General features: G+C 74.8%; 23 protein-coding genes. 9 read left to right on the top strand and 14 right to left on the bottom strand.

The genetic code is table 11. The features are described from left to right. Nucleotides 1–49: 49 nt before the first annotated feature. From IF88_RS0119030 to IF88_RS0119020, 3 genes are all read left to right on the top strand, one after another. Entirely contained in the window at nucleotides 50–592 is a 543-nt protein-coding gene (locus tag IF88_RS0119030; RefSeq protein WP_030713334.1) for a hypothetical protein, read from the top strand. 1 nt (nucleotide 593) lies between these two features. After that, a complete protein-coding gene (locus IF88_RS47305) occupies nucleotides 594–1,172 on the top strand; it encodes a hypothetical protein (RefSeq protein ID WP_030713332.1) in 579 nt (192 codons plus the stop codon). A 173-nt stretch (nucleotides 1,173–1,345) separates the two neighbouring features. Next, a complete protein-coding gene (locus IF88_RS0119020) occupies nucleotides 1,346–1,759 on the top strand; it encodes a response regulator transcription factor (RefSeq protein ID WP_030713329.1) in 414 nt (137 codons plus the stop codon). Nucleotides 1,760–1,941: 182 nt separating this feature from the next. Here the strand turns inward: IF88_RS0119020 and sigJ are convergent, their stop codons facing one another. Continuing rightward, the gene (gene sigJ, locus IF88_RS0119015) at nucleotides 1,942–2,895 is read right to left on the bottom strand and encodes an RNA polymerase sigma factor SigJ (RefSeq protein WP_030713326.1); all 954 of its coding nucleotides are present in this window, start codon (nucleotides 2,893–2,895) and stop codon (nucleotides 1,942–1,944) included. A 171-nt stretch (nucleotides 2,896–3,066) separates the two neighbouring features. Between sigJ and IF88_RS0119010 the strand changes: the two genes are divergently transcribed. Continuing rightward, nucleotides 3,067–3,471: a hypothetical protein gene (locus tag IF88_RS0119010; RefSeq protein ID WP_030713323.1), complete on the top strand. Its 405-nt coding sequence runs from the start codon at nucleotides 3,067–3,069 to the stop codon at nucleotides 3,469–3,471. Between the two features lie 474 nt (nucleotides 3,472–3,945). On the opposite strand, the gene IF88_RS0119000 is transcribed toward IF88_RS0119010, so the two are convergent. The 13 genes from IF88_RS0119000 to thpR form a co-directional block, all read right to left on the bottom strand. Then, nucleotides 3,946–5,367 (bottom strand): sensor histidine kinase, encoded by a 1,422-nt coding sequence (locus IF88_RS0119000; RefSeq protein WP_051837141.1) that lies wholly within the window; start codon nucleotides 5,365–5,367, stop codon nucleotides 3,946–3,948. Further along, nucleotides 5,364–6,086, bottom strand: coding sequence for a response regulator transcription factor (locus IF88_RS0118995; protein WP_030713319.1), 723 nt, complete (start codon nucleotides 6,084–6,086; stop codon nucleotides 5,364–5,366). The genes IF88_RS0119000 and IF88_RS0118995 overlap by 4 nt, the downstream gene beginning before the upstream one ends. Before the next feature lie 37 nt (nucleotides 6,087–6,123). Continuing rightward, entirely contained in the window at nucleotides 6,124–6,702 is a 579-nt protein-coding gene (locus IF88_RS0118990) for a hypothetical protein (protein ID WP_030713317.1), read from the bottom strand. 79 nt (nucleotides 6,703–6,781) lie between these two features. Continuing rightward, nucleotides 6,782–7,570, bottom strand: a complete 789-nt coding sequence (locus IF88_RS0118985; protein ID WP_051837139.1) for a cytochrome c biogenesis CcdA family protein — start codon at nucleotides 7,568–7,570, stop codon at nucleotides 6,782–6,784. Further along, entirely contained in the window at nucleotides 7,567–8,181 is a 615-nt protein-coding gene (locus tag IF88_RS0118980) for a TlpA family protein disulfide reductase (RefSeq protein ID WP_234323593.1), read from the bottom strand. The genes IF88_RS0118985 and IF88_RS0118980 overlap by 4 nt, the downstream gene beginning before the upstream one ends. Further along, nucleotides 8,178–8,942 carry a thioredoxin family protein gene (locus tag IF88_RS42180; RefSeq protein WP_051837137.1) on the bottom strand — a complete coding sequence of 255 codons (765 nt, stop codon included), beginning with the start codon at nucleotides 8,940–8,942 and terminating at the stop codon, nucleotides 8,178–8,180. The genes IF88_RS0118980 and IF88_RS42180 overlap by 4 nt, the downstream gene beginning before the upstream one ends. Before the next feature lie 266 nt (nucleotides 8,943–9,208). Further along, complete coding sequence (locus tag IF88_RS47900) at nucleotides 9,209–9,763, bottom strand: hypothetical protein (RefSeq protein WP_234323592.1); 555 nt, start codon at nucleotides 9,761–9,763, stop codon at nucleotides 9,209–9,211. 203 nt (nucleotides 9,764–9,966) lie between these two features. Further along, nucleotides 9,967–10,806 carry a CAP domain-containing protein gene (locus IF88_RS0118960; RefSeq protein ID WP_030713292.1) on the bottom strand — a complete coding sequence of 280 codons (840 nt, stop codon included), beginning with the start codon at nucleotides 10,804–10,806 and terminating at the stop codon, nucleotides 9,967–9,969. Nucleotides 10,807–11,030: 224 nt separating this feature from the next. Further along, nucleotides 11,031–11,534, bottom strand: coding sequence for a metallophosphoesterase family protein (locus IF88_RS0118955; protein WP_030713289.1), 504 nt, complete (start codon nucleotides 11,532–11,534; stop codon nucleotides 11,031–11,033). A gap of 71 nt (nucleotides 11,535–11,605) precedes the next feature. Next, entirely contained in the window at nucleotides 11,606–15,067 is a 3,462-nt protein-coding gene (locus IF88_RS0118950; RefSeq protein WP_051837136.1) for a hypothetical protein, read from the bottom strand. A gap of 70 nt (nucleotides 15,068–15,137) precedes the next feature. Continuing rightward, nucleotides 15,138–15,797, bottom strand: a complete 660-nt coding sequence (locus tag IF88_RS0118945) for a maleylpyruvate isomerase N-terminal domain-containing protein (RefSeq protein ID WP_030713284.1) — start codon at nucleotides 15,795–15,797, stop codon at nucleotides 15,138–15,140. A gap of 40 nt (nucleotides 15,798–15,837) precedes the next feature. Beyond that, on the bottom strand, nucleotides 15,838–16,749 hold the full coding sequence (bla, locus tag IF88_RS0118940) for a class A beta-lactamase (protein ID WP_030713280.1): 912 nt from the start codon (nucleotides 16,747–16,749) through the stop codon (nucleotides 15,838–15,840). An 81-nt stretch (nucleotides 16,750–16,830) separates the two neighbouring features. After that, entirely contained in the window at nucleotides 16,831–17,415 is a 585-nt protein-coding gene (gene thpR / locus IF88_RS0118935; RefSeq protein ID WP_030713278.1) for an RNA 2',3'-cyclic phosphodiesterase, read from the bottom strand. A gap of 258 nt (nucleotides 17,416–17,673) precedes the next feature. Between thpR and IF88_RS0118930 the strand changes: the two genes are divergently transcribed. From IF88_RS0118930 to IF88_RS0118910, 5 genes are all read left to right on the top strand, one after another. Then, nucleotides 17,674–18,840 carry a glycosyltransferase gene (locus IF88_RS0118930; RefSeq protein WP_051837133.1) on the top strand — a complete coding sequence of 389 codons (1,167 nt, stop codon included), beginning with the start codon at nucleotides 17,674–17,676 and terminating at the stop codon, nucleotides 18,838–18,840. A 277-nt stretch (nucleotides 18,841–19,117) separates the two neighbouring features. Next, nucleotides 19,118–19,807 carry a response regulator transcription factor gene (locus IF88_RS0118925; protein ID WP_234323596.1) on the top strand — a complete coding sequence of 230 codons (690 nt, stop codon included), beginning with the start codon at nucleotides 19,118–19,120 and terminating at the stop codon, nucleotides 19,805–19,807. Between the two features lie 5 nt (nucleotides 19,808–19,812). Next, the gene (locus IF88_RS0118920) at nucleotides 19,813–21,108 is read left to right on the top strand and encodes a HAMP domain-containing sensor histidine kinase (protein WP_234323591.1); all 1,296 of its coding nucleotides are present in this window, start codon (nucleotides 19,813–19,815) and stop codon (nucleotides 21,106–21,108) included. 138 nt (nucleotides 21,109–21,246) lie between these two features. Next, entirely contained in the window at nucleotides 21,247–22,029 is a 783-nt protein-coding gene (locus IF88_RS0118915) for an ABC transporter ATP-binding protein (RefSeq protein ID WP_030713266.1), read from the top strand. Nucleotides 22,030–22,130: 101 nt separating this feature from the next. Beyond that, a complete protein-coding gene (locus IF88_RS0118910) occupies nucleotides 22,131–24,677 on the top strand; it encodes an ABC transporter permease (protein ID WP_030713263.1) in 2,547 nt (848 codons plus the stop codon). Nucleotides 24,678–24,686 lie beyond the last annotated feature (9 nt).

Genomic DNA, 24,686 nt, shown 5'->3' with positions numbered 1-24,686 from the left:
GGGCAGCCGCGTCAATGAAGCCGACGAGGCCCCGGAATGGAGGCCGAACATGTCAACCAGCACACTCATCGCCGTCATCGTGGTCGCAGCGATCGTCGTGATCGCGCTCACGGTCGCACTGTGGATGATGGCGCGACGACGGCACCTGCAGAACAGGTTCGGACCCGAATACGACCGCACGGTCGAGGCGGAGGGCGGCCGCATGGCCGCCGAGCGCGAGCTGCGCGAGCGCGAGCAACGCCACGACCAGCTCGAGATCAAGGAACTGCCCGTCGAACGCCGGGACCTGTACGCGTCCGAATGGAGCACCGTCCAGGAGCATTTCGTGGACCGGCCGGAAGACTCCGTGGAGGAGGCCGACGAACTGGTGTCGCGCCTCATGCGCGAGCGGGGGTACCCGACGGACGACTACCGCGGCCGGCTGCGCGACCTCTCGGTCGAACACGGCCGCACCCTGGAGCACTACCGGGCCGCCCACGACGTCAAGGTGCGCAGCACCGACCAGCGGACGACGACCGAGGAACTCCGCGGGGCGATGGTCCACTACCGCGCCCTGTTCGACGACCTCCTGACCGACCAGAGGAGCCGGTGAGATGCGCAACCACGGAAGCAACGAGGAACAGGCCGGCGAGGCCGGCCTCACGACGGAAGACATAGCCCGTCCGGTGCCGGCAGCGGACGCCGACAGGGACGCAGACCGGGATGCCGACACGGACGTCGGCACGGCTGACGGGCGGACGGCGCCGCTGTACCCGGGGGAGGCCACCATGGACACGGCCGCCGATGATGCCGCCGATGAGCCCGGGACCCGCGAGAACGGCGACGAGGGCCTGACGGACCGGACCCCGGAGGGGACCGGCGGGGCAGGGGCCGCCGGGGGCGCAGGGGGTGCAGGGACCGCTGACGAGCCGCTGCTCGGCGCCCAGGACACCGCCGACTACCGCAAGGCATGGAACGAGATCCAGGGCCGGTTCGTCGACGACCCGCAGGAGGCGGTCAGGTCGGCGGACGCCCTCGTCGCCGAGGTGATGCAGACCCTCGCCCGCACCTTCTCCGACCACAAGCAGGGACTGGAGGGGCAGTGGGGCCAGGGCGAGCAGGTCGCGACCGAGGACCTGCGGCTGGCGCTGCAGCACTACCGGTCGTTCTTCAACCGGCTCCTGAACACCTGAAGGGCGCCGAGCCCCGGCTGACGGGGATCCTGCGCCGTGAAGTCGATCTTCCGCCGCTCTGCGGGTGCCGTCGGCGGCACTGACCGGCCGGAACCCGCCGCAGCCGGATCCCTCGTTCCGTTCCGCGCCCCGGGGTGCCTCGCGCCGTGCCGGGGCGCAGGATGGAACAGGTGATGACGGTGTTGGTGGTCGGGGTGCCCGACGGCGAGCAGCTGGAGCTGCTGCGGTCGGGGATCCAGCGCAACCCGCACTTCCGGGTCGTATCGCACGCCCACGATCCCGCCGTCGCGCTCGCGCACGCCCGCGTCCTCCTGCCCGACATCACGGTCCTGTCCCTGTCGGCCGGGCTCGACAGCCTCGACGCCGACCCGGGCGTCCGCCGCGTTTTCCACGGGGTGCGCGCCCTGGACCCGCCGAGCGGAGTGGTGCTGCGCACGGCGGCGGCCCGCATGCCCCCGGCGGTGTCCGGCCTGGCGGTCGAGGGGGCCGTCCACATCGTGCGCGAGGGAGACGCGGAAGCCCTGCTGCGGGCCCTCCGCACGATCGGGCTGCGCCGGGCCAGCTGCGACCCCGACGAGATGCCCTGACCAGACTGCCACGCGTCATGCAGTCCTGTACTTCGCCGAGGCGGCGGCCCGCCTCCCGGCAGCCCAGGTAGGTGGGTCCTCCCCGGGCTCGGCGTGGCCCGCGTGGTCCCGCTGGCGCCTGCCAACTGCTACGCGTCGGCAGGCTCAGGGATCGACGGAGCCGAACCGCGCCGGGGTGAAGGTCAGTTCTGGGTGATCTCGGTCCACGGGCGGAGCTTCTCCGGGTTGCGGACGGCCCAGATGCGGGTGACGCGGTCGTCGGTGAGGCTGAACGCCGCCACGGTCACGGTGATGCCGGAGTGCTGGGCGACCAGGCCGGGCCGGCCGTTGACCGTCCGTTCCAGGAGGGTCAGTCCGGGGGCCTTGTCGGCGATGTGGATCAGGTACTCGGCGATCCGCTCGCCGCCCTCGACCGGGCGCAGGACGGTGCCGACCAGGCCGCCGCCGTCGGCGGTCATCGTGGCATCGGGGTCGAGCAGGCCGACGAGCGCCTTGATGTCCTTGGCTTCCCACGCCTTCTTGAAGTCCCGTACCAGGCCGGCCTGTCCGGCCGTCGCAGGCGTCGGCGCCTGCGCGGCGCGCATCCGTCGGCGGGCCGAGGAGGCCAGTTGGCGGCAGGCCGCGGGCGTGCGGCCGACGATCCCGGCGACCTCGGGGAAGGGGTAGCGGAACACGTCGTGGAGGATGAACGCCACGCGTTCGGCCGGCGTCATCGACTCCAGTACGACGAGGAAAGCCATGTTCACCGACTCGTCCAGGGTGATCCGGTCGGCGGGGTCGTCCGGCTCGCCGCTGCCGTCGCCCGCCCGCCCGCTGAACCACTCGGTACGGTCGGGCAGCGGCTCGGGTATCCACGCGCCGACGTAGCGCTCGCGCCGGGCCCGTGCCGAGCCGAGCACGTCGAGGCAGATGCGGCCGGCCACCGTCGTCAGCCAGGCGCCGGGCGACTCGATGGCCGCCTGCTGCTGCCGCGACATCGCGTACCAGCGGGTGTACGTCTCCTGCACGGCGTCCTCGGCCTCGGCCAGCGAACCCAGCAGCCGGTAGGCCAGGTTGATCAGCTGGCGCCGTTCGCCGACGACCGCGCTCAGGTCCGGCTCCCACCGGTCGTGCCCTGCCTCGGATGGGGTGCTCATGCTCGTGACCGCTCCCTGGTTCGTCTCGTCCGCTTCGGCTCCCGACTCTTCGACGAAACACCGCACCGGAGTGTGAGGACCACGCTTGGCCTCACACTTCGGGGGCCCGCGTCGTCGGACGGACGAGACACTACCGATCCACCGCCGCGAGGCAGACGAGGGGACCGCGCCATGGCCACACAGATGACGGCAGCACCGGGCAGGGTCACGTTCCAGCAGGTCGCGATAGCCCTGCAGACGGCGGGCATCTTCTTCCAGGCAGCCACGGCGGGACTGCTGCTGTCCTCGTCCCACGGTGAGGTGCTGCACGGCGTCGGAGCGCGCGTGATGTACGGCGCGTCGATGCTGTACGTGCTCGCCGCGGTCCTCGCGTGGCGGCCGGGCGGCGGTTCGCCCCGCCCGATCCTGTACGCGTCCGGTTTCCTCGTACTCGCCTCGGTGCAGGTGGTGCTCGGCATCGCGCGCGTGCCGTCGGTCCATGTCCCGCTGGGCGTCCTGATGTTCGGCCTGAGCGTGCTGGACCTGGGCCGGGTGCTGTCCGCGCGCCTGCCGGAACGGGCCGGCAGGCGCGCGTAGCCGCCGCGGGCGCGCCGATGCCCTGCCCGCGGGGAACGGGCCGGACGGTCGCCCGGTTCGGCGCGGCGGGAGACGGCTGGGCCTTCGCCCACTCCGACCGGGGCCTGGACGCCGCCGGCCAGGCGCGGTTCGCTTCGCCCGCCACGAAGGCATCCCGAGGGGCGCGGGCCCTGACGCTCACGTACGCACCGCAGTGGGACCCCGAGTTCCTCGCGGCCTTCCGCCTCTCCTGCGCGAGGCGAGGCGTGGACGACGGCCGGGGAGATACCCGAGGAGCTCACACCCGCCGGCCTCTTCGCGGGGCGCACCGATTCCGAGGGGCTCCGTGGTGTCACGGGAGGCCGTGTGCCACGGCCGCCCGGACGGCTTCGAGACCCGCAGCCGGCTCCCCGAGCCGGGCTCCGGGGAGGGCTGCGCCTACTGGACCCGTTCCTGACCCGCGGGCTGTCGCCCGTCCCGCCACCGAGGCCGTCCTCAGCCTGACGTCCGGGGCCGGCGGGTCGCCCGCCAGGTCGGCCGGCGGCGGGAGAGGCGGGGCCCCCGGCCCGTCCGCGACGGCGTGGCCAGTGCGAACGTCACCGTGATGTGCGCGCCCCCCAGGGGGCCGCGGGAGATGCGCATCGAGCCGCCCGTGGCGCTCGCGGCCCGCTGCGCGATGTCCAGCCCAAGCCCGGTGGAACCGGTGCTGCTCCCACGGGACAGGGCCCGGTCCGGATCCGGGATGCCGGGCCCGCCGTCCTCCACGACCAGCTCCACCGCGTGGGCCGTGCGCACGACGTGGACGCCGAACGGGGTCCCGGACGGGGTGTGGCGGAAGATGTTGCCGATGAGCGCGTCCACCACGGCGGCCACGTCGTCCTCGGAGAGGCCCACGCCCGTGGGTTCCTGCGTGAGGTCGAGGCAGCAGGGCCGCTGCTGCTGCTCCGCCAGGACCGCCCAGAAGGCCGTGCGGCGGCGTACGACGTCGGCCGCCTCGCAGCGGGGACCGGGAGCGCCGTTGCCGGCGGCGCGGTCGCCCGTGGAGGGTTCCGCGCCGAGCATGCCCTGGCCCATGGGTCCCACGGCGAGCGGGGTGCGCGCCGTGGCGATGATGGCCTGGAGCTCCGTCTCCAATTCGCCGACCGCGGCCTCGACCCTGGCCGATTCCGGGGTGCCGGCCATCCGCTCCGAGGCCAGGTGCAGGGCGGTCAGCGGGGTGCGCAGCCGGTGGGACAGGTCGGCGACGAGTTCGCGTTCCACGGCGAGCAGTTCGGTCATCCGGTGGGCCATCGCGTTGAAGGCCACGCCCGCCTCGCGCAGTTCCTTGGGGCCCATCGGGTCCACACGGGTGTCCAGGTCGCCCTGGCCGAGTGCGCGCGAGGCCTGCGCGAGCCGCTTCGAGGACCTGACGACCTTCGCGCCGAGGCGGTCGGCGACCAGCACGGAGCCGCCGATCAGTCCCACGGCGAGGAAGAGCATGACCGCCCAGGACTCCTTGACCCCCCGGGTCAGTTCCTCCTCGGGAACGAAGTTCTCGATGACGGCGACCTGCTCGCCGGGGAGCACCACCGGCTGCAGGCAGATCCAGCCGTGCGGAACCTCCTGCGAGATGGACTCGCGGCCCCGCTGGGCCCGTTCGAGCAGTGCGGCCGGCGCCTTGGAACGGCCGAGCGGCCCGGTGTCCGGCAGATGGACGACCAGGTGGTCGGCCGCGTCCAGGCTCGCGGCGGACTCCCGCAGGGCCGCCGGGTCCGTGGTCAGCGCGAGGACGGGTGCCAGGGCGGCGGCCCGCTGCTCGGCCGCGGTGACGCCCTGTTCCTTGACCAGCGACATCACCAGTGCGGCCAGCGGTATGAGGAAGGACAGGGCGACCATGGAGGTCACCGCGAGGGCCACTCCGGCCAGTGAGCGTCTCAACGCGGGGCCACCAGTTTGATGCCGACGCCGCGGACGGTCAGGAGGTAGCGCGGGGCCGCCGCCCGTTCGCCCAGTTTGCGGCGCAGGGACGACAGGTGCACGTCGACGGTCTGGTCGTCCACGTACGGCTCGCGCCACACCTCGGTCAGCAGGCGGCGCTTGGAGACGACCTGGCCGGTGTGGTGGGCGAGGAACGCCAGGAGGTCGAACTCCCGGCGGGTGAGGCGGAGCTCCCGGCCGGCCAGGTACGCGGTGCGCGCGCCCGGGTCCACGGCCAGTTCGCCCACGGTGGTGGGGCGCAGCGGTTCGGCGGCCGGTGTCACCGGTGCGCCTGCCGGGGCACCGGCCGGCGGGACGTGGCTCGTGCGCCGCAGGACGGCGGAGAGCCGTGCGACGAGCTGGCCGCCGGAGAAGGGCTTGACCAGGTAGTCGTCGGCGCCCGCGTTGAGGAGCTTGATGATTTCCGTCTCGTCGTCGCGGGCGGTGGCCACCAGCACCGGCACGGAGGATATGCCGCGGATCATCCGCAACGCGTCTCCTCCGTCCAGATCGGGCAGTCCCAGGTCGAGGACCACCGCGTCGACGGGCGACTGGGTGACCTCGCGCAGCGCGCCGAACCCGTCGCCCGCGCTGCGCACGGCATACCCGTGCTCCGCCAGGACCTCGATCAGTGACTGGCGGATGCTGGGGTCGTCTTCGACGACCAGGACGCTCGGCATGGGCACACCTTAGGGGCTCGGTCAGGGAGGACAGACCCTAAGGGGCGTCGAAGGCCGGGCCGTCGCCGGTGACGCGCAGGCGCACGGGACGGTCGGAGACCGGGATGGTGCAGCCGTCCTGGGAGCTGCAGCTCGCGTAGCCGAGCAGCAGGGTCGCGTCCCCGTTCCCGTCGGCGCTGACCGGGAGCGTGGTGGTGACGGGCCCGTCGGGGTAGACGGGGACCGGGGCGTCGACACCGGGCACGCTGATGGACCGTACGTCCTCGGCGGCCGTCAGCCTGCCCTCCGCCTTGAGGACGCCGGACACGGTCATCGCGGTCGGTCGGCCCACGTCCTCGATGCCGGTGGCCGGCAGGTCGATGCTGTAGAGGTGGAACCCTCTGCGCTCGGGGGTGAACACCGCGGTGACGGTGCCCTTCGAGGCCCGCCAGTCGGACACCGAGAGCGTGACGGTGACCCCGTTCTCGGTGAAGCGCGTCGTCGGTGCGGCGGCCTTGGCGCCCGCGTCGGAGCCCTCGCCCGGCTGCTGGCCGCAGGCCGCGAGCGCGGCCAGCCAGACGACGGCGGCCGCGACGCGGACCTTCCGGGAACGGCTGACATGTACGGAAAGGTTCATGGGTGTCTCTGCACTTCTGTGTCGCGTATCACGGGATCGAATCGGTTCTTCGGGGCTGTCTTCGGGGCGAACGGCGGCTCTAGAGGGCCGTGCTGAAGTTCGCGCTCCACAACTGCAGCCGGTACACCAGGTCGTTCCACACCCCGGTGGCCAGCAGTACGCCGACGAGCACGAGCATGCCGCCGCCGATCCGCAGCACCCACGGGTAGTGGCGCTTGACCAGGCCGAACGCGCCCAGGGCGCGCCGGAACGCCAGCGCCGCGAGCAGGAACGGCAGGCCCAGCCCGAGGCAGTACGCCACCATCAGCAGGGCGCCGCGGACCGCGCTCGCCTCCGTCCACGCGAGCGCCTGCACGGCGGCCAGCGTCGGGCCGATGCACGGCGTCCAGCCGACCGCGAACACCGCCCCCAGCACGGGCGCCCCGGCCAGTCCGAGCGCGGGGCGCCGGTGGCTGCGGAACTCCCGCTGGGTGAACCCCGGCAGGAACCCCATGAACGACAGCCCCATGAGCACCGTGAAGACGCCGAGCACCCGGGTGACCGTCTCCTGGTGCGCCAGGAGGGTACGGCCGAAGTAGCCGAACAGGGCGCCGCCGGAGACGAGCACCGCGGTGAAGCCGAGGACGAACAGCAGCGCCCCGGTCGCCATGCGACTGCGGCGCCCGCCGCGCGCTTGCGCCAAGTCGGCGACCGACAGGCTGGTCACGTAGCTGAGGTAGCCGGGTACGAGCGGCAGCACGCACGGCGAGAGGAAGGAGACGAGTCCCGCGACGAACGCCACGGGGGCCGCGATCGCCAGCGTGCCGTTCACCAGGGAGGGCGCGTCCGCGACGGCGAGCGTCCGGAACACGGCCGCCGGCCCCGTCACGACTCCTCCTCCACCACGCGCGCGAGCAGGGGCCGCAACTGCTCGTCGGTGACGGCGCCCCCGATGGCGACGGCGACGCGTCCGCGGCGGTCGATCACGAGCGTCGAGGGGACCGCCTGGGGGTTCAGCAGCTCGGGAGGGAAGCGGAGCAGGAGTTCGCCGGCGGGGTCGTGCAGGCTGGGGAAGCGCAGGCCGTGCTCGCGTACGAACGAACGGGCCGCGGCCCGGTCCGGGTCCCGCGTGTTGATCCCGAGGAACCGGACCTCCTCGGCCGGGATCTCCCGGCTGAGCCGTGCCAGGTCCTCGGCCTCGGCCCGGCAGGGCCCGCACCAGGAGCCCCAGACGTTGAGGACGACGACGTGCCCGCGGAGCCCGGCGAGGCCGGCCGGCCTCCCGTCCAGGTCGTCGCCGGCCAGCGCGGGCGCGTCCCGCCGGGCGCCGGGGTCCAGGACCCTCGCCCCGGCGGCGGCGCTGATCCCGCCGGCCCGGCCGCCCGGTGCCGCCTTGGCGCCTCCGTCGTCCGTCAGGAGACCGGCGAGGAGCAGACCGGCCGCCACCGCGAGGCCCGCGCCGGCCGGCACGAGCACGGCCCTGCGGACCGGTCGTCTCAAGACGCCCACTTGCGCAGGAAGGCGTTGATGCCGTCCGCGGTCAGGGACGGGTTGCCCGTGACGTGGGTGTCGGTGCGCACCGTGCCGGACGGGGAGACGACGACCAGCACGGGCATCGTGTACGTGCCGCCCGACGGGCTGTACTTGCGCAGGAGGGCCGAGTTGGCGGAGCTGTTGCCGCCGATGTCCACCTTGACGAGGCGGTACGAGGCTCCGAGGATCGCCGTGGTCTGCGGCTGGGCGAACACCTTGTCGGCGGCCTTGCAGTTGCCGCACCAGTTCGCGCCGAAGTCGAGCAGCACCGCCCGCCCGTCGGCCTTGGCCGCCCGCAGAGCCGCCTCTATCTGCTTCTGCGCGTCGGCCGAACTGTCGTAGCCGGGGCCGGGTACGCGGGCCGGTTCGGGCGCGGCGGACGTACGGGCCGGCTTGGAAGGCGTCCGGGAGGGGGTGGCCGACGCGGTCGCGGCGCGCGAGGGGGACGCGGAGGCGGAGGCGGACGGCGAGGCGGAGGCGGACGCGGAGGCCTCGGGGGACGCGGTGGCCGACTCCGACGCGGAGGGGAGGGCGGCCTCCGAGGACTGTCCGGCCTTGGCCGGCGCCGCGGAACCGACGGGCTGGGAGGACGGCCCGCAGGCGGCGGTCAGCCCCGCCGCGACCACGGCGACGGCGACCAGCGGCAGTCGCGTCCCCAGGGGCGCGGCGGACCGGGGGGCCGTCGTACGGCGGTCGGCGCGGACGGGTCGGAGCAGGCGAGAACTCATGGCGAAGACACCCCAAGGCACGATGCGGACTGCGGGAAGGACCGAATGCCTTCCGGCGCGGCGGAACCGACGGCCCGGGGGTTCGCCGGGTGCGGTTCCCCGGCGCCGAGGGCCGCTCGGCTGACGCGAGCATAGGCCCCGGCCGGGCCTGTGGAACCGCCTCGGCACGATCTTGAGGTTGCCCTAAGGAAGCGCTCACCTTCCGCTTCGCCGGAGCGCCGTGCATGAGGGCGTACAAGGCGTGAAACGCGTAAAAGGGGCCGGCGTCAGAACGACGATTCGCGGACGCTCGCCTTCGCCGACGGGGCGATCGTCGCCGTGACCACCGACCGGTGGTCGGCGCCGGAGAACGTGACGGTGAGGGTGTCGTCCGAGGTCTGCGTGGTGGTGGCCTTGAACCCGCGGCTGGGGATCGCGGAGATGAGGCACACGCCCCGGCTCCCGTACCGCACCGTGACCTTGCCGCCCTGCGAGGGGACGGTGTGCAGGCCCGCTCCGCCCTCCTCGCAGTCCACGGAGGTCTTCGGCGCGGTGGTCCGGGGGGTGCCCGGCGAGGCCTTGGCGGGGGTCGCCGCCGAGGGGGTCGGTCGCTGCGTCAGGGTGGGGGAGGGGCTCGCGGACGCGGAGGCGGAGGGTTCGCTCGGCGCGGGGCTGCCCGCCTCCCAGGCCGGCGGGGTGTCGATGACCACCGGGGCGGACCGCGCGACCGGGGGCGTGTGCCTGGTCGAGCCCACCACGAACTGCACCGTGGCGAGCACGGCGGTCACGCTGGTGGCGGTGCACGACAGCCATATGAACAGGTAACGCGGAATCCGGGGCACGGCCCCATAGTGGCCGACCCGCCGGCCGGCCCGTCACCCCCTCCCCCCGAGAAGCCCCGGAACCCCGCGTGCGGGCCCGCCGGGCGGGCCGGCGAACGCCGACGTCCTCCGACCCGTGGGAGGGGTCGGAGGACGTGGACGTGGGGGGTGGCTGGGGGGTGGCTGGTTCATTGGGCAGCGGGGCCGTGTCGGCCCGGGTCCCGCTACTTCGGAGTGCCGAAGTCCTGCGTCCACCACGGGCCGCCGTCGCCCTTGTGGACACCGATGCCGATCTCCTTGAAGGAGCAGTTGAGGATGTTGGCCCGGTGGCCGGAGCTGTTCATCCACGCCTTCATGACCGCGTCGGGGTCGGCCTGACCCCGGGCTATGTTCTCGCCCAGGCGGGACCATCCGTATCCGGCGGCCTCCACCCGGCTGGTCATGGTGGACCCGTCGGGGCCGGTGTGCGACATGACGCCGCTGCGGGCCATGGTGTCGCTGTACGTCCGTGCGGCGGCGCTCAGCTTGGCGTTCATGGTCAGCGCGCCGCACCCGGCGGCGGACCGCTCCTTGTTGACGAGGGCGAGGACCGCGGACTCGGCATCGCCGTTGACGGTGCCGGAGCCCCCCGAGCCCCCCGAACCGCCGCCCGTGGTCGTGGAGGGCTTGCGCGTCGGGTCGGTGGCCCGGGTCGTGGCCGGCTTCGCCGGGGCACTGCTCTCCTCCGAGTCGGGCTTCGGCGCGGCGGATTCGGAGGCGCCGGCGTCCGGCGTGCCGGACGGGCTCGGGCTCGCCGTGGCCGTGGCGTCGGCGGTGGGCGTGGGGGCGGCAGGGGAGGGTGCCGTCCCCACGCCGTCACCGGTCCCCGCGGTCCCGGCCGCCTGACCGGCGACGCCGTCGGCCCGCTTGTCCCTGCCGGCCTCACCGTCGGAGTCGGCCACGGCGACCCCGACCGCCACCGCCGCGGCCGCCGCGGTGACGGACAGGACGATGCGGGTGCGCACCGTCCTCTTCCGTCGCGCCTCGGCGCGGGACGGCGTTTCGGGAGTGTGGCTGCGGCTCATGACGGTTACACCTCACAGGAGAAGGGGAGGAGGGGGAGTCCGGCTGAGCCTAGGTCGCCGACCAGCGAAAAGAGCCCGCTGGAGGGGTTCTTCAGGTTCCCCTAAGGAAACCCGCAGGGCCAACACAGGGACGAGCCGGACAATCGCCCCAACTCGCCCGGCCTGGTACGCGCGTTGTGCAGCGCAGGGGTGCGGCATCGGCCTGGATGCGGCACCCCGCGGGTTCAGGACCGTCCGGCCAGCCGGTGCAGAACGACGTCGTGCAGGGCGCCGTCCGCGACCGTGAGGGTCAGGAACGTGTGGTGGGGCTGCCTCCGACGGTCCGTCGGAGAGCCCGGGTTGAGCAGCCGGAGCCCGGTCGGGGCCGTGGAGTCCCACGGGATGTGGCTGTGGCCGAACACCAGGACGTCCGCGTCGGGGAAGCGTGCCGCGCAACGCCGCTCGCGCCCGTCGGCCGGACCGGTCTCGTGGACGACCGCGAAGCGCAGGCCGCCGAGTTCGGCGCGGGCGATCTCGGGCAGTCTGCGGCGCAGGGCGGGCCCGTCGTTGTTGCCGTACACGGCGAGCAGGCGCCGCGACCTCGACTCCAGCACATCGAGCGTGGCCTCGTCGGTCCAGTCCCCGGCGTGGACCACCACGTCGGCTTCGTCCACGGCCGTCAGCAGCGCCTCCGGCAGGTAGCGGGCCCGCGCGGGCACATGGGTGTCGGAGGTCAGCAGCAGCCTCATGGGCCCACCGTAGACGAGGGCGCCGTCGCCCCGTGGCGGAATCGGAACGAGCAGGCGGCCGGGCGCGGGCGTCAGTCGGCGGTGAGGTCGATGGCGTCGGCGGCCTCGCGGACCTCCGCGTCCCGGTGGCGGCGCAGGACACGGACGGCGGCTCTCCAGGGCCCCGGCCAGTCCAGGCCGGGGCCGAGCGCGGCGGCGAGGGACACGGCGAACAGCCCGTCGGTGCCGGTGCCGTCGGACAGGGTGCGTACGGTCCCCAGCGCCTGTTCCGGGTGCGCCATGTTGCGGGAGCCGTACTGGTGCCGCCGGAGCAGCTGCTCGGCGCAGCGGCCCGCCAGCGCGGGGCGGTCCGCGACGGCGGCGCTCAGCTCGCGGCTTGCGGCGGTCAGTTCGGCCTCCGGCGCGGCCGGGTCGACGGCCCGGACGAGCAGGGAGACGCGCAGGCCGGTCAGCGTGGGTTCGACGGCCAACTGCCGGGCGAGCGGGCCGCACAACCGCTGGGGCACCGTGACGGCCGACGAGGCGAGGAGGTGCTGCAGCCGATGGCGGGCGGGCAGGTCGGGACCGTCGGCGCCGGCGCCCACCGGATCGCCACCCACCGGATCGCCGTCCTCCGGTGCGCCGTTCCCCGAATCGCCGGACGCCATCGCGGCCAGCAGCCGGGCCACCGCGTCGTGGAGCGCGCTGCCGGGGGCCGCTCCGCCCGACGGAGGGGGTTGCTCCGATCCGGCGATGCACAGCAGGGACTTGCCGGCCGCCTCCCAGATGAGGGAGCAGGTCAGGTCGGCGACCATGTCCGCGAGCGTCCCGCTGACCGTGGGCGCGTACGCGGCCCATTCCTCCAGGGCCCAGAGCACGCTCTGGGTCGTGAAGTCGTCGGCGGTGGCGAGCAGACCGGTGACCAGCCGGCCGTAACGGGACCGGTGCGCGGGAGCCACCTCGGCCGGGCCGCGCAGCACGGCGCGGCGGGCGCCTTCCGGGCCGTCGGCGACGGCGGACTCCAGCAGCGACCAGGCCGCCTCGGCGGGGAGCAGGGCGGTGGCCAGGGCGACGACCGCGGTCCGCAGGTCCGGGTGCGCGGAGGCGTCGAGCGCCGCCCGGGCCAGCAGCCGCGCGGCCTCGGCCGGCGGAAGGTGGCGGGTCGCCAGTCGCGCGGCCGACTTGCGGACGGTGAGTTTCACCCCGCGTTCCCGGGTGAGCAGGTCGTGCAGCAGGGCGGCGAGGGCGGCCGGGCGGGCCCGGAGCGCCACCTGGTCGGCGACGGCCCAGACCGCGGCCGCGTCGTCGTGGCCGGCGCTGTCGAGCAGCAGGCGCAGCGCGGAGTCCGGGCCGTCGGCGACGGCCGCGGCGGCCAGCGCGGCGGGGTCCGCCGACGCGGCGGGGTCCGAACCCGCTTCGTCCGCGCCGCCGTACCGCCGGACGAGGTCCCACCCGTACCCCGGGACCGTGGCCGCCGCGCGCAGCAGCGCGGCGCGCTCGTCCAGCGACCGGCCGGGGTCGGCGAGGGCCGTCTCGGCCAGGTGGACGGCGGCCCGCTGCTGGCGGGGCAGCCACCGGTCCGCACGGCGGAAGCGGGGCAGCGCGCGGGCCGTGCCGGGGGCCGGGAAGCGGCCGGCGGGCGGCGGGTCGGCCAGGGCGTGGTCCAGCAGGTCGGTGCGGTCGGCGGCGAGCACGTCGAGTACGGGGCCGAGCGCCGCCGCGGTGGGCTCCCGTTCCAGGAGTACGGCGACCCGCCCGGCCCGGGCCGCGGGGTCCGCCAGCCAGGCCGCGGCCAGCCCGGCGAACGCGCCGTCGGGGCAGTCGCGCAGAGCGTCGGCGAGGCGGTCCTGGAGCTCGGGTATCCGGCGTGCCCGGGTGCCGAACGCCTCGACCAGGGCGAGCAGCGGTGTGTGATCGCCCCGCCCGGCCGCGGTGTCCAGCCAGGGCCGTACGGCGTCGAGCACGGCGCGTTCGCGGCCGCGGCGCAGTGCCCGGTCCAGCCGGACGGCGGGAACGAGTGCGCCGGTGCGGGCCGTGAGCGCCCCCAGCAGGTGCACCGCGAGGCCCAGGAGCTCCTCGTCGGCCGAGGAGTTGAGGAGGGCGACGGCGAGGGTGTGGACGGCGGTCCGGGTGGCCGGCGCGCAGTCGCGGGCGCGCAGGGCGTCCAGGCAGAGCCGTCGCAGGTCGTCGCGGCCGGCGCGGCCCGCGGGGCCGGTGAGGGCCGCCGCGAGCAGCGGCGCGGACAGGGCGGCGAAGGCCTCCAGGACGGACCGGCGCACCGGGTCCCGTTCGTTGCGCAGCCGGCGCGCGGCCAGGTCCAGTACGGCGGCCACTTCCGCCGGATCAGCCGCGTACTCGGCGTTGGCCGTCACCTGCCGCCAGGCGAACGCCCGGTCGTCGGCGTCGCCGGAGCCGGTGGCGGCGAGGAGCTCCGGCCGGGCCTCGGCCGGCGGGAGCATGGCGAGGGTGGGCCACACCTCGAACTCGGACCACCGTTCGGCACGGCCCCGCGCGACGTCCGCCCGTGCTCTGGCGTGCCGTTCGGCCGCCGGGAACAGCGCCAGTACGGCATCGGGGGTGCCCGAGGCCTGGCGGTGGCCGGCGGCGGCGACCGCCTCGTGGAAGGCCACCCGGTCCGCGGGCGGTACGGCCCGCAGCATGGTGACGTAGGCGCCCCGGTGGGCCCAGCGGGCGGCGAGCCGGTGCAGGGACGGCGGTGCGGCCGCGACCAGTCTGCGCAGCACCGACGGGTTCGGGGTGCGCTCCCAGCGGAAGCTCTGCCGGCCTGGGTCGGCGAGCCAGCGGGCCGTCCGCTCGGCGTCCGCGTCGACGAGGTCGGCGAGCCGGTCGTGCAGCGGGTCGGGCAGGTCCCCGGGTCCGTAGCGTTCGAGGAGGTCCAGCACCCGGGCGGGAGCGGCGGGAAGGGCCGCCGCGATCCCGTTGGCGTGCTGCGGCCACCAGCCGCCGCGCAGCCGCGGGGTCAGCGCGGCGAGGTCGCGCTCGGCCTGGTCGAGCACGGCCGCCGGGTGACGGCGGGCCAGCAGGCTCCAGCCCTCGAACGCGACGGCGCCGGCGAGCTCGGGCAGCATCCGCGCGGTGAACTCCGCTGAGCAGCCCGGCAGGAGCAGGGCCGCGTCCCGGTCGCCGCGCTCGGTCCGCAGCCGCAGCAGCAGGCGCTCGGCCAGGGCGGGCCGGCCGCCGTCGCGCAGCAGCCGGGCGAGGTCGGCGCGGACCACGGCGGGGGCGTTGTCGTAGGCGGCCTCGACGGCCCGGTCGGGCACGGCCGAGGCGCGGGCGGCGCGCAGGGCGTAGCGGCGGACGATCGGGTCGGGGTCGGCCAGGCGCACGGCGAGGTGGTAGGTGTCCGCCCCGGCCAGCGCGGCGAGCGCGCCGAGCCGCCGTTCGTACGGGCCGAGCCGGTCGAGTGCGGTGAGCAGCGGCCGGAGCTCGCCGCGGGCCGCCAGCGCGTGCGCGGTGACGGCGGTCTGCCGCAGGCGGGCCTGGTGCGGGAGGGAGTCGAGTACGGACAGCAGCTGTTCGACGGTGGTGATCATCAGGGCGGATTGTCACAGAGACCCGGCCGTGAGTCCCACCGAATATCGGCGCGGGGCCGGCGGATCCCGGTCAGCCGAGGACGAGGGGGAGCGGGAGCGGTGTGGCAGACCTTCGCAGTTCACCCTCCTGCGCTCCGGTCGGGGCCCGCCGCCCGGTGCCGATCAGCAGGGCGTCCTTGTCGGAGAACGTCGCGGGGAAGGCGGCGCCGGCGATCTTCTCCAGCAGCTCGCGCGACCGGGCGAGCCCCTCGGCGGGCGGCTCCGCCGCGCCCGGGAGGTACGCGATCAGGTCGAGGTGGTGCAGGGTCCACTCCAGCACGTACGCGGTGAGGTAGTCGCCCGTGGTGAGCACCTCGTCCCGGGTGGCGACGGGGACCGTGGGATCCGCGAGTGCGGCGGCGCGGCCCGCGGCGGAACCGACGTCGTCGAGGTGGAACTTGAGCAGCCACGGCTCCCCGTACGCGGCGGCGAGACGGACGGTCAGCGCGTCGAGGGGGTCCTCGCCGGTCGGGGGCTCGACGAGGTTCCAGTAGGTCACCGCGTCGCGGGTCGGTTGCGTCCCGGCGGGGGTGACGAGGGTGATCAGCACGTCCTGGGCATCGATGACGAGATGGCACACGAGGTCCCGCACGAGCCACCCGGCGCATCCGGACGGCCGTGCGAAGTCCTCGTCACGCAGGTCGGCCACCGCCGTGCGCAACGCCGCCCAGGAGTCCGAGAAGAGGTCCACGGCGGCAAGCCTAGTGCGGTGAACGGGATGTGCCGGGCCGTCAGGTGAGCGCCGCCGCCAGTGTCCTGGCGGCCTTCGCGACCAGCGCGTCGGCACGCGGCGCGGAAGCCTCGGGCCTGGTGGTCAGGACGGACAGGACCACGGGCGGCCGTCCCGGCGGCCAGGCGATGCCCACGTTGTTGCTGGTCCCGTACGACCCGGAGCCCGTCTTGTCCCCGATCACCCAGTCGACGGGCAGGCCGGCCCGGAACCGGTCACCGCTCGTCGTGTTGGCCAGCAGCCAGCGCGTCAGGAGCTCCCGGTGCCGCGGGGCCAGGGCATCGCCGAGCACGAGCCGCCCGTACGTCCGCCCGATGGCCCGCGGGCTGGTCGTGTCGGTCACCCGTGACGGCTCGGCCGAGTTCAGCGCGGGCTCCCACCGGTCGAGCCGCGTCGTACGGTCACCCACGGAACGGCAGAAGTCGGTGACCGCGGTGGGGCCGCCCAGCTCGCGGAGCAGCAGGTTCGCGGCGGCGTTGTCGCTCTGGGCGATGGCCGCCGAGCACAGCTCGGCCACCGTCAGCCCACCGGCGATGTTCTCGGGCCGCTCCGTCACCGAGCCGCCGCCCGCGGCCGTGACGTCGTCCAGGGTGTAGTGGACGCGCCGGGCGAGGAACTCGCCGTCACGGTCCAGGTCCCGCATCACGGCCGCCGCTGCCATCGTCTTGAACAGCGAGCACATGGGGAACAGCTCGTCGGCGCGGTACAGCACCGTCCTGCCGGTGGCCGTGTCCAGGGCGTACGCCCCCAGCCGCGCGCCGTACTCGCGCTCCAGCGCGCGCAGCTGCCGGACGACCTCGCCCTCCCCGCCGCCCCCGCCGTGCGACGCCGCGTGCGCCACCCCCGCCGGCAGGGCCGCGGCCAGCGCCGCCCCCGCTCCCAGAGTCAGTACCGCTCGACGGGTCTGCTCCACGTCGGCTCTCCTCTTCCGTTTGACGATCACGTGGCGACAAAGACGCCAAAGGTGATCAATATGGTTCCGTCGCCGCAGGTTTCACTCCGCGCCGTCGAAGCTCCAGGCCTGGATGTCGCGGTAGTGGATGGGTCCGGGGCCGCGGCCGGTGTTGCTGCCGACCAGGTGGAGCTGCCGGGTCTGCCACGGCCGGCCGGTGAACGCGGCCAGCCCGGCCGCGGCTTCCACCGCGCTGGTGCGGTCGTTGCGGCGGGAGCGGGCCAGGGTCAGGTGGGGGCGCAGCGGCCGCTCCTGGAAGTCGATGCCGCGGGCGCGGACCGCCGCGCGCACATCGGTGGCGAGGAGGTGCAGCCCTTCGAGCTCTCCGTCGATCCCGGTCCACAGGACCCGTTCGTCGAAGTGCCCGCCGCCCCGCAGGGCCAGCTTCAGGGGCCGCCGGGCCGCGGCGAGGTCCGCGAGCGGCTCCTTGAGGAGCGGGACGGCGGCGACGGGGAGCTCGCCGAGGAAGGCCAGGGTGATGTGCCAGTCCTCGATGCGGTTCCAGCGCATGCCCGGATACGCGGCGTACGCGGGCCGCAGCCGCTCGGCCAGCTCTTCCTTCGCGTCGTCGGGCGGGGCGAGCGCTATGAAGACGCGGACGGTCTCGGACTGGATCTTTTCGTTCACGGGGGACTTCGTATCGCGTCCGGGCGGGTCCAGTCATCTTCACGGCCCCTGCGCGCGGTGCGGCGCCGCCCGCCCCAAAGCAAAAGGCAAGGAACTCGCGCTCCTCGCCACTCTCAACATATAGCGCACAGGGGGCCTTGCGGCAAGACCCCTGTCGTCCCGCAGAATCACCGATCCAAGCCGGAATCGCGGAAGTCGGGGTTGTTCACATTGCGTGTGTTGTTGTCGACGTACGGGTCGCGCGGGAGTGTCGAGCCGATGGCGGGTCTCGCGGTGGCGTTGCGGGAGCTCGGCGCGGGGGTGCGGGTGTGCGCGCCGCCGGACGCGGAGTTCGTGCAGCGGCTGGCCGGGGTCGGCGTGGAGACGGTGCCCGCCGGGCAGCCGGTGCGTCCGGTGGTGAGCACGGTGACGCCGGGTTCGGCGGTGGGGCTGGCGCAGCGCGTGGCCGAGCTGATGGGCGCGCAGTTCGAGACGGTCGCCGCTGCGGCCGTGGGCTGTGACGTGCTGGTGGCGACGGGCCCGCTGCCGGCGGTGACCGGTGCGCGGTCCGTGGCGGAGAAGTTGGGGATCCGCTACGTGCACGCGAGCCACCAGCCGGTCGCCCTCCCGTCGCCCCACCGGCGGCCGCCCGCCCGGCGGGGCCGGCCGTTGCCGCCGGAGGCGAGCGACAACCGGGCGCTGTGGGAGCTGGACGCGCGGATCGCGGACGAGATGTTCGGCGAGGAGCTGAACGGCCGGCGGGCGGCGTTCGGGCTGCCGCCGGTGGACGGCGTCCGCGACTACGCGTTCACGGACCGGCCGTGGCTGGCCACCGACCCGGTCCTGGACCCGCGGCAGCCGACGGACCCCGACGTGGTGCAGACCGGCGCCTGGATCCGGCCCGACGAACGCCCGCTCCCCGCCGGCCTGGAGGCGTTCCTGGACGCCGGCACGGCACCGGTGTACGTCGGCCTGGGCAGCACGCCCGTCGGCGCCCCGCAGGACTTCGCACGGGTGGCCGTCGACGCGGTCCGCGCGCAGGGCAGGCGCGTGGTCCTCTCCCGCGGCTGGGCCGGCCTGGACCTCGTCGACGACCAGGACGACTGCTTCCTCGTCGGCGAGGTCAACCAGCAGGCACTGTTCCGCCGGGCGGCCGCCGTCGTGCACCACGGCAGCGCGGGCACCACGACGACCGCCACCGGGGCCGGTACGCCCCAGGTGGTCCTGCCCCAGGGGGGAGACGCGCCGTACTGGGGAGGCCGGGTCGCCGACCTGGGCATCGGGACCGCGCACGACGGCCCCACCCCGACCACCGGGTCCCTGTCGCTCGCGCTCGAGGCGGCCCTGACGCCGCAGACCCGCGCGCGGGCTGCCGCCGTCGCCGCCACGATCCGTACCGACGGGGCGACGGTCGCCGCGAAGCTGCTGCTCGACGCTGCGGGCTGAGCGAGGCGGCGACCCCGGGGCGGCACGGTTTGTATCGGGCACGTATCAGGGAGCGCTTGGTCGTCCATCGAACGCGTGCGCCGGGCCGTGGGCGGGCGGCCACGCCCGATGTCTGCCATATCGTTCCTTTCAGGTCCCGTGTTCCGTGACCGTCCGAACAAGGAGTCATCCGCGCGTGTCCTCGTCCGCCCCGCCCCCGGCCCCCGCACCGGCCCCGGCCCCGGCCCCGGCCTCTCCGCGCCCGGTTCGCGTGCTGCTGGTGGAGGACGACGACCTGATGCGCCGGTCCTTCACCGTCGCCCTCGAGCGCTACGGCTACGGGATGGAGACCGCTGCCGACGGGCTGGCGGGGCTGGAGCTCTTCCGTGAGGAGAGCTTCGACCTGCTGATCCTGGACGTGATGCTGCCGGGTCTGGACGGTATCGGCCTGTGCCGCCGGGTCCGCGAGACCAGCCTGGTGCCGGTCCTGATGATGTCCGCCCGCGGCGACGGACTCGACGTCGTCGCCGGTCTCGAGGCCGGCGCGGACGACTACGTGGTCAAGCCCGTCGACACCTACGTGCTCGTGGCCCGCATCCGTTCGCTGCTGCGGCGGGCGACCTACGCACCCGCGCCGCCCGCCCCGGATCCCGGCCGGACGGCCGGCGACTCCCCCTCGGACGGGCGGTCCCCGGCCGAGGGGGAGTCGCTGGTCTTCGGAGACCTGACCCTCGACACCGGTGGCCTGGAGGTCTTCGTCTCCGGAAGCCCGGTGGCGCTGACCCCGACCGAACTGAAGCTGCTGCTGGTGTTCGCCGCCCACCCCGGCATCGTGCTGGAACGCCACACCCTGCTGCGGGAGGTGTGGGACTACGGCTGGGACGGCGACAGCCGCGTCGTGGACCTGTGCGTGCAGCGGCTGCGCAGGAAACTCGGCCGGGACCGGATCGAGACGGTCCGCGGCTTCGGCTACAAGCTCAGGCGCTGAGGCCGGTGCGACCGTTCCACCGGCCGCGGCCGGCCCGCGTGTCCCTGCGCTGGAAGATCGCCGCGCTGGCCGCGGCCACGGCCTTCCTCGTCGTGGCCGCGGTGGGCGTCCTCGTACACCTGTGGACCGCGCAGGACATCCGCGGCCGGGCCGAAGCCCGGGCCTTCAACACCGTGTACTCCGCCATGGCCACCTACCGGCGCACCGGAACGCTGATCGACGGTGCCGAGCTCGATCCGGCGGAGCTGCCCGCCGCACTGCGCCGCCCCGCCGACGGCGTCCGGCACGTGGCTCACGACGGGCACGTCGAAGGCAACGTGGGGCCCACCGTCTGGGCCGCCCAACGCACCGCCGGCCCGGACAGTCCGGTGCTCGCCGTCCGGGTCAACATGAGCTCGGAGCTCCACGAGCTGCGGCAGCTCGACGTGAGCATGGCACTCGCCTCGCTGGTCGCGCTCGCGGCGGCCGCGCCCCTGGCGGTCTACGGAGCCGGGCTGCTCGCCCGTAGGCTGCGGCGGGTCTCCGAGACCGCGGGCCGGATCTCCGCCGGGGACCTGGACGCCCGGACCGGGCCCACCAAGGGCGGCGACGAGGTGGCCGACATCGCCGCCACCGTCGACCTCATGGCCGACAGCCTCAGCCGACGGCTGCGCACCGAGCGCCAGTTCACCGCGGACGTGGCCCACGAGCTCCGCACCCCCGTCGGCGGCCTGCTGGCCGCCGCCGACCTGCTGCCCCGCGGTGAGACGGAGGACCTGCTCCGGGCCCGGGTGCGCGATCTGCGCGGCCTGGTCGAGGACCTCCTGGAGATCTCCCGGCTGGACGCCGGCGCCGAACGGCCGGTCCGCGACCGTGTCCCGCTCGGCGCGGTCGTCTCCGAGGCGGTCGCGCGGACCGGCCTCGACACGGACATCGTGGTCACCGCTCCCCCCGATGCCACCGACGCCGACCCGCGCGGGTCCGGGACCGCGCCGGCAGGGGCGACCGTGGAGACCGACCCGCGCCGCCTCGAACGGATCGTCGGCAACCTCGTCGTCAACGCCCACCGGCACGGAAACACCCCGGTGCGGGTCACCGTCCAGGGTCGTGCGGTCGTCGTCCGCGACCACGGCCCCGGCTTCCCCCGGGACCTGCTCGTCGAAGGCCCGCGCCGCTTCCACACGGGCGCCGCGGGGCGCGGCACGGGCCACGGCCTGGGCCTCACCATCGCCCTGGGCCAGGCCCGGCTGCTCGGCGCCGAGCTGCGCTTCGAGAACGCCCCGGACGGCGGCGCGGTCGCCACCCTGCGCCTGCCCGCCTGACGGCCTGCCTGCTGACGGCCGGTCCCCACACGACCGATACGGAGCGGAGCGGCGGCCGATACACGGCCGTCCGGGCCCCGATACGTTCCCCGGACACCCTTCGAAGTGCACGTTCCCGCACCCGAAGAGGAGTCCTCCGTGACCGCCGACCCCTTTGCCCCGCAGCCGCCGCACACACCGGCCGGGGCCGCGGCCGCCGCCACCGACCTGTCGAAGGTCTACGGCAGCGGCGACACCCGCGTCGTCGCCCTGGACCGGGTCAGCATCGCCTTCGGGGAGGGCGAGTTCACCGCGATCATGGGCCCCTCCGGCTGCGGCAAGTCCACCCTGCTGCACTGCGCCGCCGGGCTCGACTCCTTCAGCTCGGGCTCCGTCCGCATCGGCACCACCGAACTGGGCACCCTCGACGACCAGCAGCTCACCCGGCTGCGCCGCGACCGGATCGGCTTCGTCTTCCAGGCCTTCAACCTGCTGCCGACGCTGACCGCGCTGGAGAACATCACGCTGCCGCTGACCATCGCCGGCCGCCGGCCCGACCGGCAGTGGCTGGACCGTGTGGTCTCCATGGTCGGCCTGGCCCAGCGGCTCGACCACCGGCCCGGACAGCTGTCCGGGGGGCAGCAGCAGCGCGTCGCGGTGGCCCGCGCCCTGGTCTCCCGTCCCTCGATCGTCTTCGGCGACGAACCCACCGGCAATCTCGACTCCCGCTCCGGGGCCGAAGTCCTCGGCTTCCTGCGCGACTCGGTGCGCGAGCTGGGCCAGACCGTGGTCATGGTCACCCACGACCCCGTCGCCGCCGGCTACGCCGACCGCGTGGTCTTCCTCTCCGACGGTCGCCTGGTCGACGAGATGAGACGTCCCACCCCGGACCGGGTGCTGGACCGGATGAAGGAGTTCGACACCCGCTCGCGCACCAGCTGACCCCTCCCGCCCCCCGGTACCGCACCGCACCAGCCGCCCGCCCGCCTGCCCGCCCGCTCGCTCGCACCGGACGAGCCCGCCTCCCCAGGATCCGCATCCCCATGTTCCGTACCGCCCTGCGCAACGTGTTCGCGCACAAGGCCCGCCTGCTGATGACCGTGTTCGCGGTCATGCTCGGCGTCACCTTCGTCTCCGGCAGCCTCGTCTACGGCGACAGCCTCCACCGGGCCGCCTCCGCCCGGGCGACCGACGGCTACGAGCGCATCGCCGTCAGCGTCTTCCCCCAGGACTTCGACGGCGCGAAGCGCCAGGACGACGGGCCGCCCGGCATCGACACCGGCACCGTGCACGCCCTGGCCAAGGTCCAGGGCGTCGCCCTCGCCGCGGGCCGCGTCACCGGTTTCGCCGCCGTCGCCGACCGGGACGGCCGGCTGCTCGGTCACGGCCCCTCCCACAAGGCGGGCAACTTCGCCCCGGGGGCGGACGGCACCGACCCCGCCTACCGCTTCACCCAGGGGTCCGGCCCGACCGGCGGCGACACGATCGCCCTCGATGAGACCACCGCCGCGAAGGGCGGCTTCCGCGTGGGCGACACCGTACGCGTCGGCACGCACCAGGGCGCCGCCTCCTACACCCTCAGGGGCATCTTCCGTACGGACGGGACCACGCTGCCCGCCGGCGGCAGCCTGACGCTGTTCGACGACGCCACCGCGCAGCGGCTCTTCCTGCGGCCCGGCCTCTACCAGAACGTGGACGTCACGGCCGCACCCGGCGCCGACGTACCGCAACTCCTCGGCCGGATCGAATCGGTGCTGCCCCAGGGCGCCGGCGCGGCGACCGGCGCCCAGCTCGCCCGGATCCAGGCCGACCTCGCCACCAACGACAGCGACACCATGAGCCAGATCCTGCTGGGTTTCGCCGCGGTCGCCCTGTTCGTCGCCACCTTCCTCATCTCCAACACCTTCACCATGCTCGTCGCCCGGCGCACCCGGGAGCTGGCCCTGATGCGGGCCGTCGGCGCCTCGCGCAAGCAGGTGCGCCGCATCCTGCTGACCGAGTCCCTCCTCGTCGGCGCGGTCGCCTCCGCGGCCGGCCTCGCCGCCGGCACCGGGACCGCCGCCCTGCTCCAGGCCCTCTTCGCCCCGGCCGACGCCCCGGCCGGCCCGCTGGTCCTCACCCCGGGCACCGTCATCGCGTCCCTGCTGGTCGGCACCGCCCTGCCCATGGTCGCCGCATGGCTGCCCATCCGCCGGGCCATGGCCATCCCGCCGGTCGCCGCGCTCAGTGCGGCCGAGCCGACGGCCCCGGCGCGCACCGGCTCCCTGCGCACCGGCCTCGGCGCCGCGCTGCTGGTCACCGGCGTCGCCGCCGCGGCGTACGGGGCGCTCGGCACGGACCGTGACGCGCGGATCGTCATCGGCGTCGGCGCCGCGCTCACCCTCACCGGGACGATCGTCCTCATCCCGCTGCTGGCCCGGCCGTTCGTCGCCCTGGTCCGGCCGCTGCTGACCCGCCTCCACCCGGTGTACGGCGACCTCGCCGCCCGCAACACCGTGCGCGACCCGCGCCGTACGGGCGCCACGGCCGCCGCGCTCGCCATCGCCCTCACCCTCGCCTCGGGCCTGTCCGTCCTCGGCGCCTCCGCCGCCCGCTACCTGGACCGGGCGACCACCCACGACTTCACCGCCGACTACCTGGTGAAGCCCGCCGAGGGCGGCATGCGGATGACGGCCGAGACCGCCGCCGCACTCCGGAAGCTGCCCGGCGCCGCGGTCAGCCCGCTCGACCAGTCCACCGAGTACCTGCTGGCCGGCACCCCCTCCGTGCTGACCGGCGTCGACCCCGCCACCATCGGCCGCCTGCTGCGGTACGACGTGGTCGAGGGTTCCCTCGACCGTCTCGCCCAGGGGCAGATCGCCGTGGCCGACTTCAAGGCCAGGGCGGCCGGCTGGCACGTCGGCCAGACCCTGCCCCTGCAGCGGCAGGACGGCCGGCCGGACAGCGTCACCATCGGCGCCGTCTACCGGGCGGACGAGCAGAGCAACCTGCTGCCCAGCATCACCGCACCCGACTCCCTCGTCGCCCGCCACGACCGCACCCCGCACACCGCCGGGATCCTCGTCGCCCTGGACGGCGGACCCGGCCGGACCGCGCTCGCCGGCGTCACCCACGCGCTCGGGGACAACCCCGCCCTGGCCGTCCTCGATCAAGAGGGCATCCGGGCCCAGGACAGCGGGTCCATCGGCGACCAGCTCGACGTCTTCTACGCCCTGCTGAGCATGGCCCTGGCGATCGCCGCTCTGGGCATCGCCAACACCCTCGCGATGTCCGTCCTGGAACGCCGCAAGGAGATCGGCACCTTGCGCGCCCTCGGTGTGGACCGCGCCGGCGTGAGCCGGATGATCCGCTTGGAGGCCCTGGTCCTCGGCGGGCTCGGCGCGACGCTCGGCACGGTCCTGGGCGTCTTCCTCGGCTGGGCGCTCGGTCGCACCCTCCAGGAGAGCGTCGCGGGCTACACGCTGGTCCTGCCCTGGGGGCGCCTCGCCCTCGGTGTGCTCGTCGCCCTGGCGGGAGCCCTGGCCGCCTCGCTCTGGCCGGCCCGCAGGGCCGCCCGCGTCGACATCCCGGCCGCCACGGCGGCCCCGTGACCCCGTGCC

The sequence above is a fragment of the Streptomyces sp. NRRL F-2580 genome (assembly GCF_000720115.1).
GTDB lineage: Bacteria > Actinomycetota > Actinomycetes > Streptomycetales > Streptomycetaceae > Streptomyces.
This window is presented reverse-complemented; position numbering and strand designations above follow the sequence as displayed.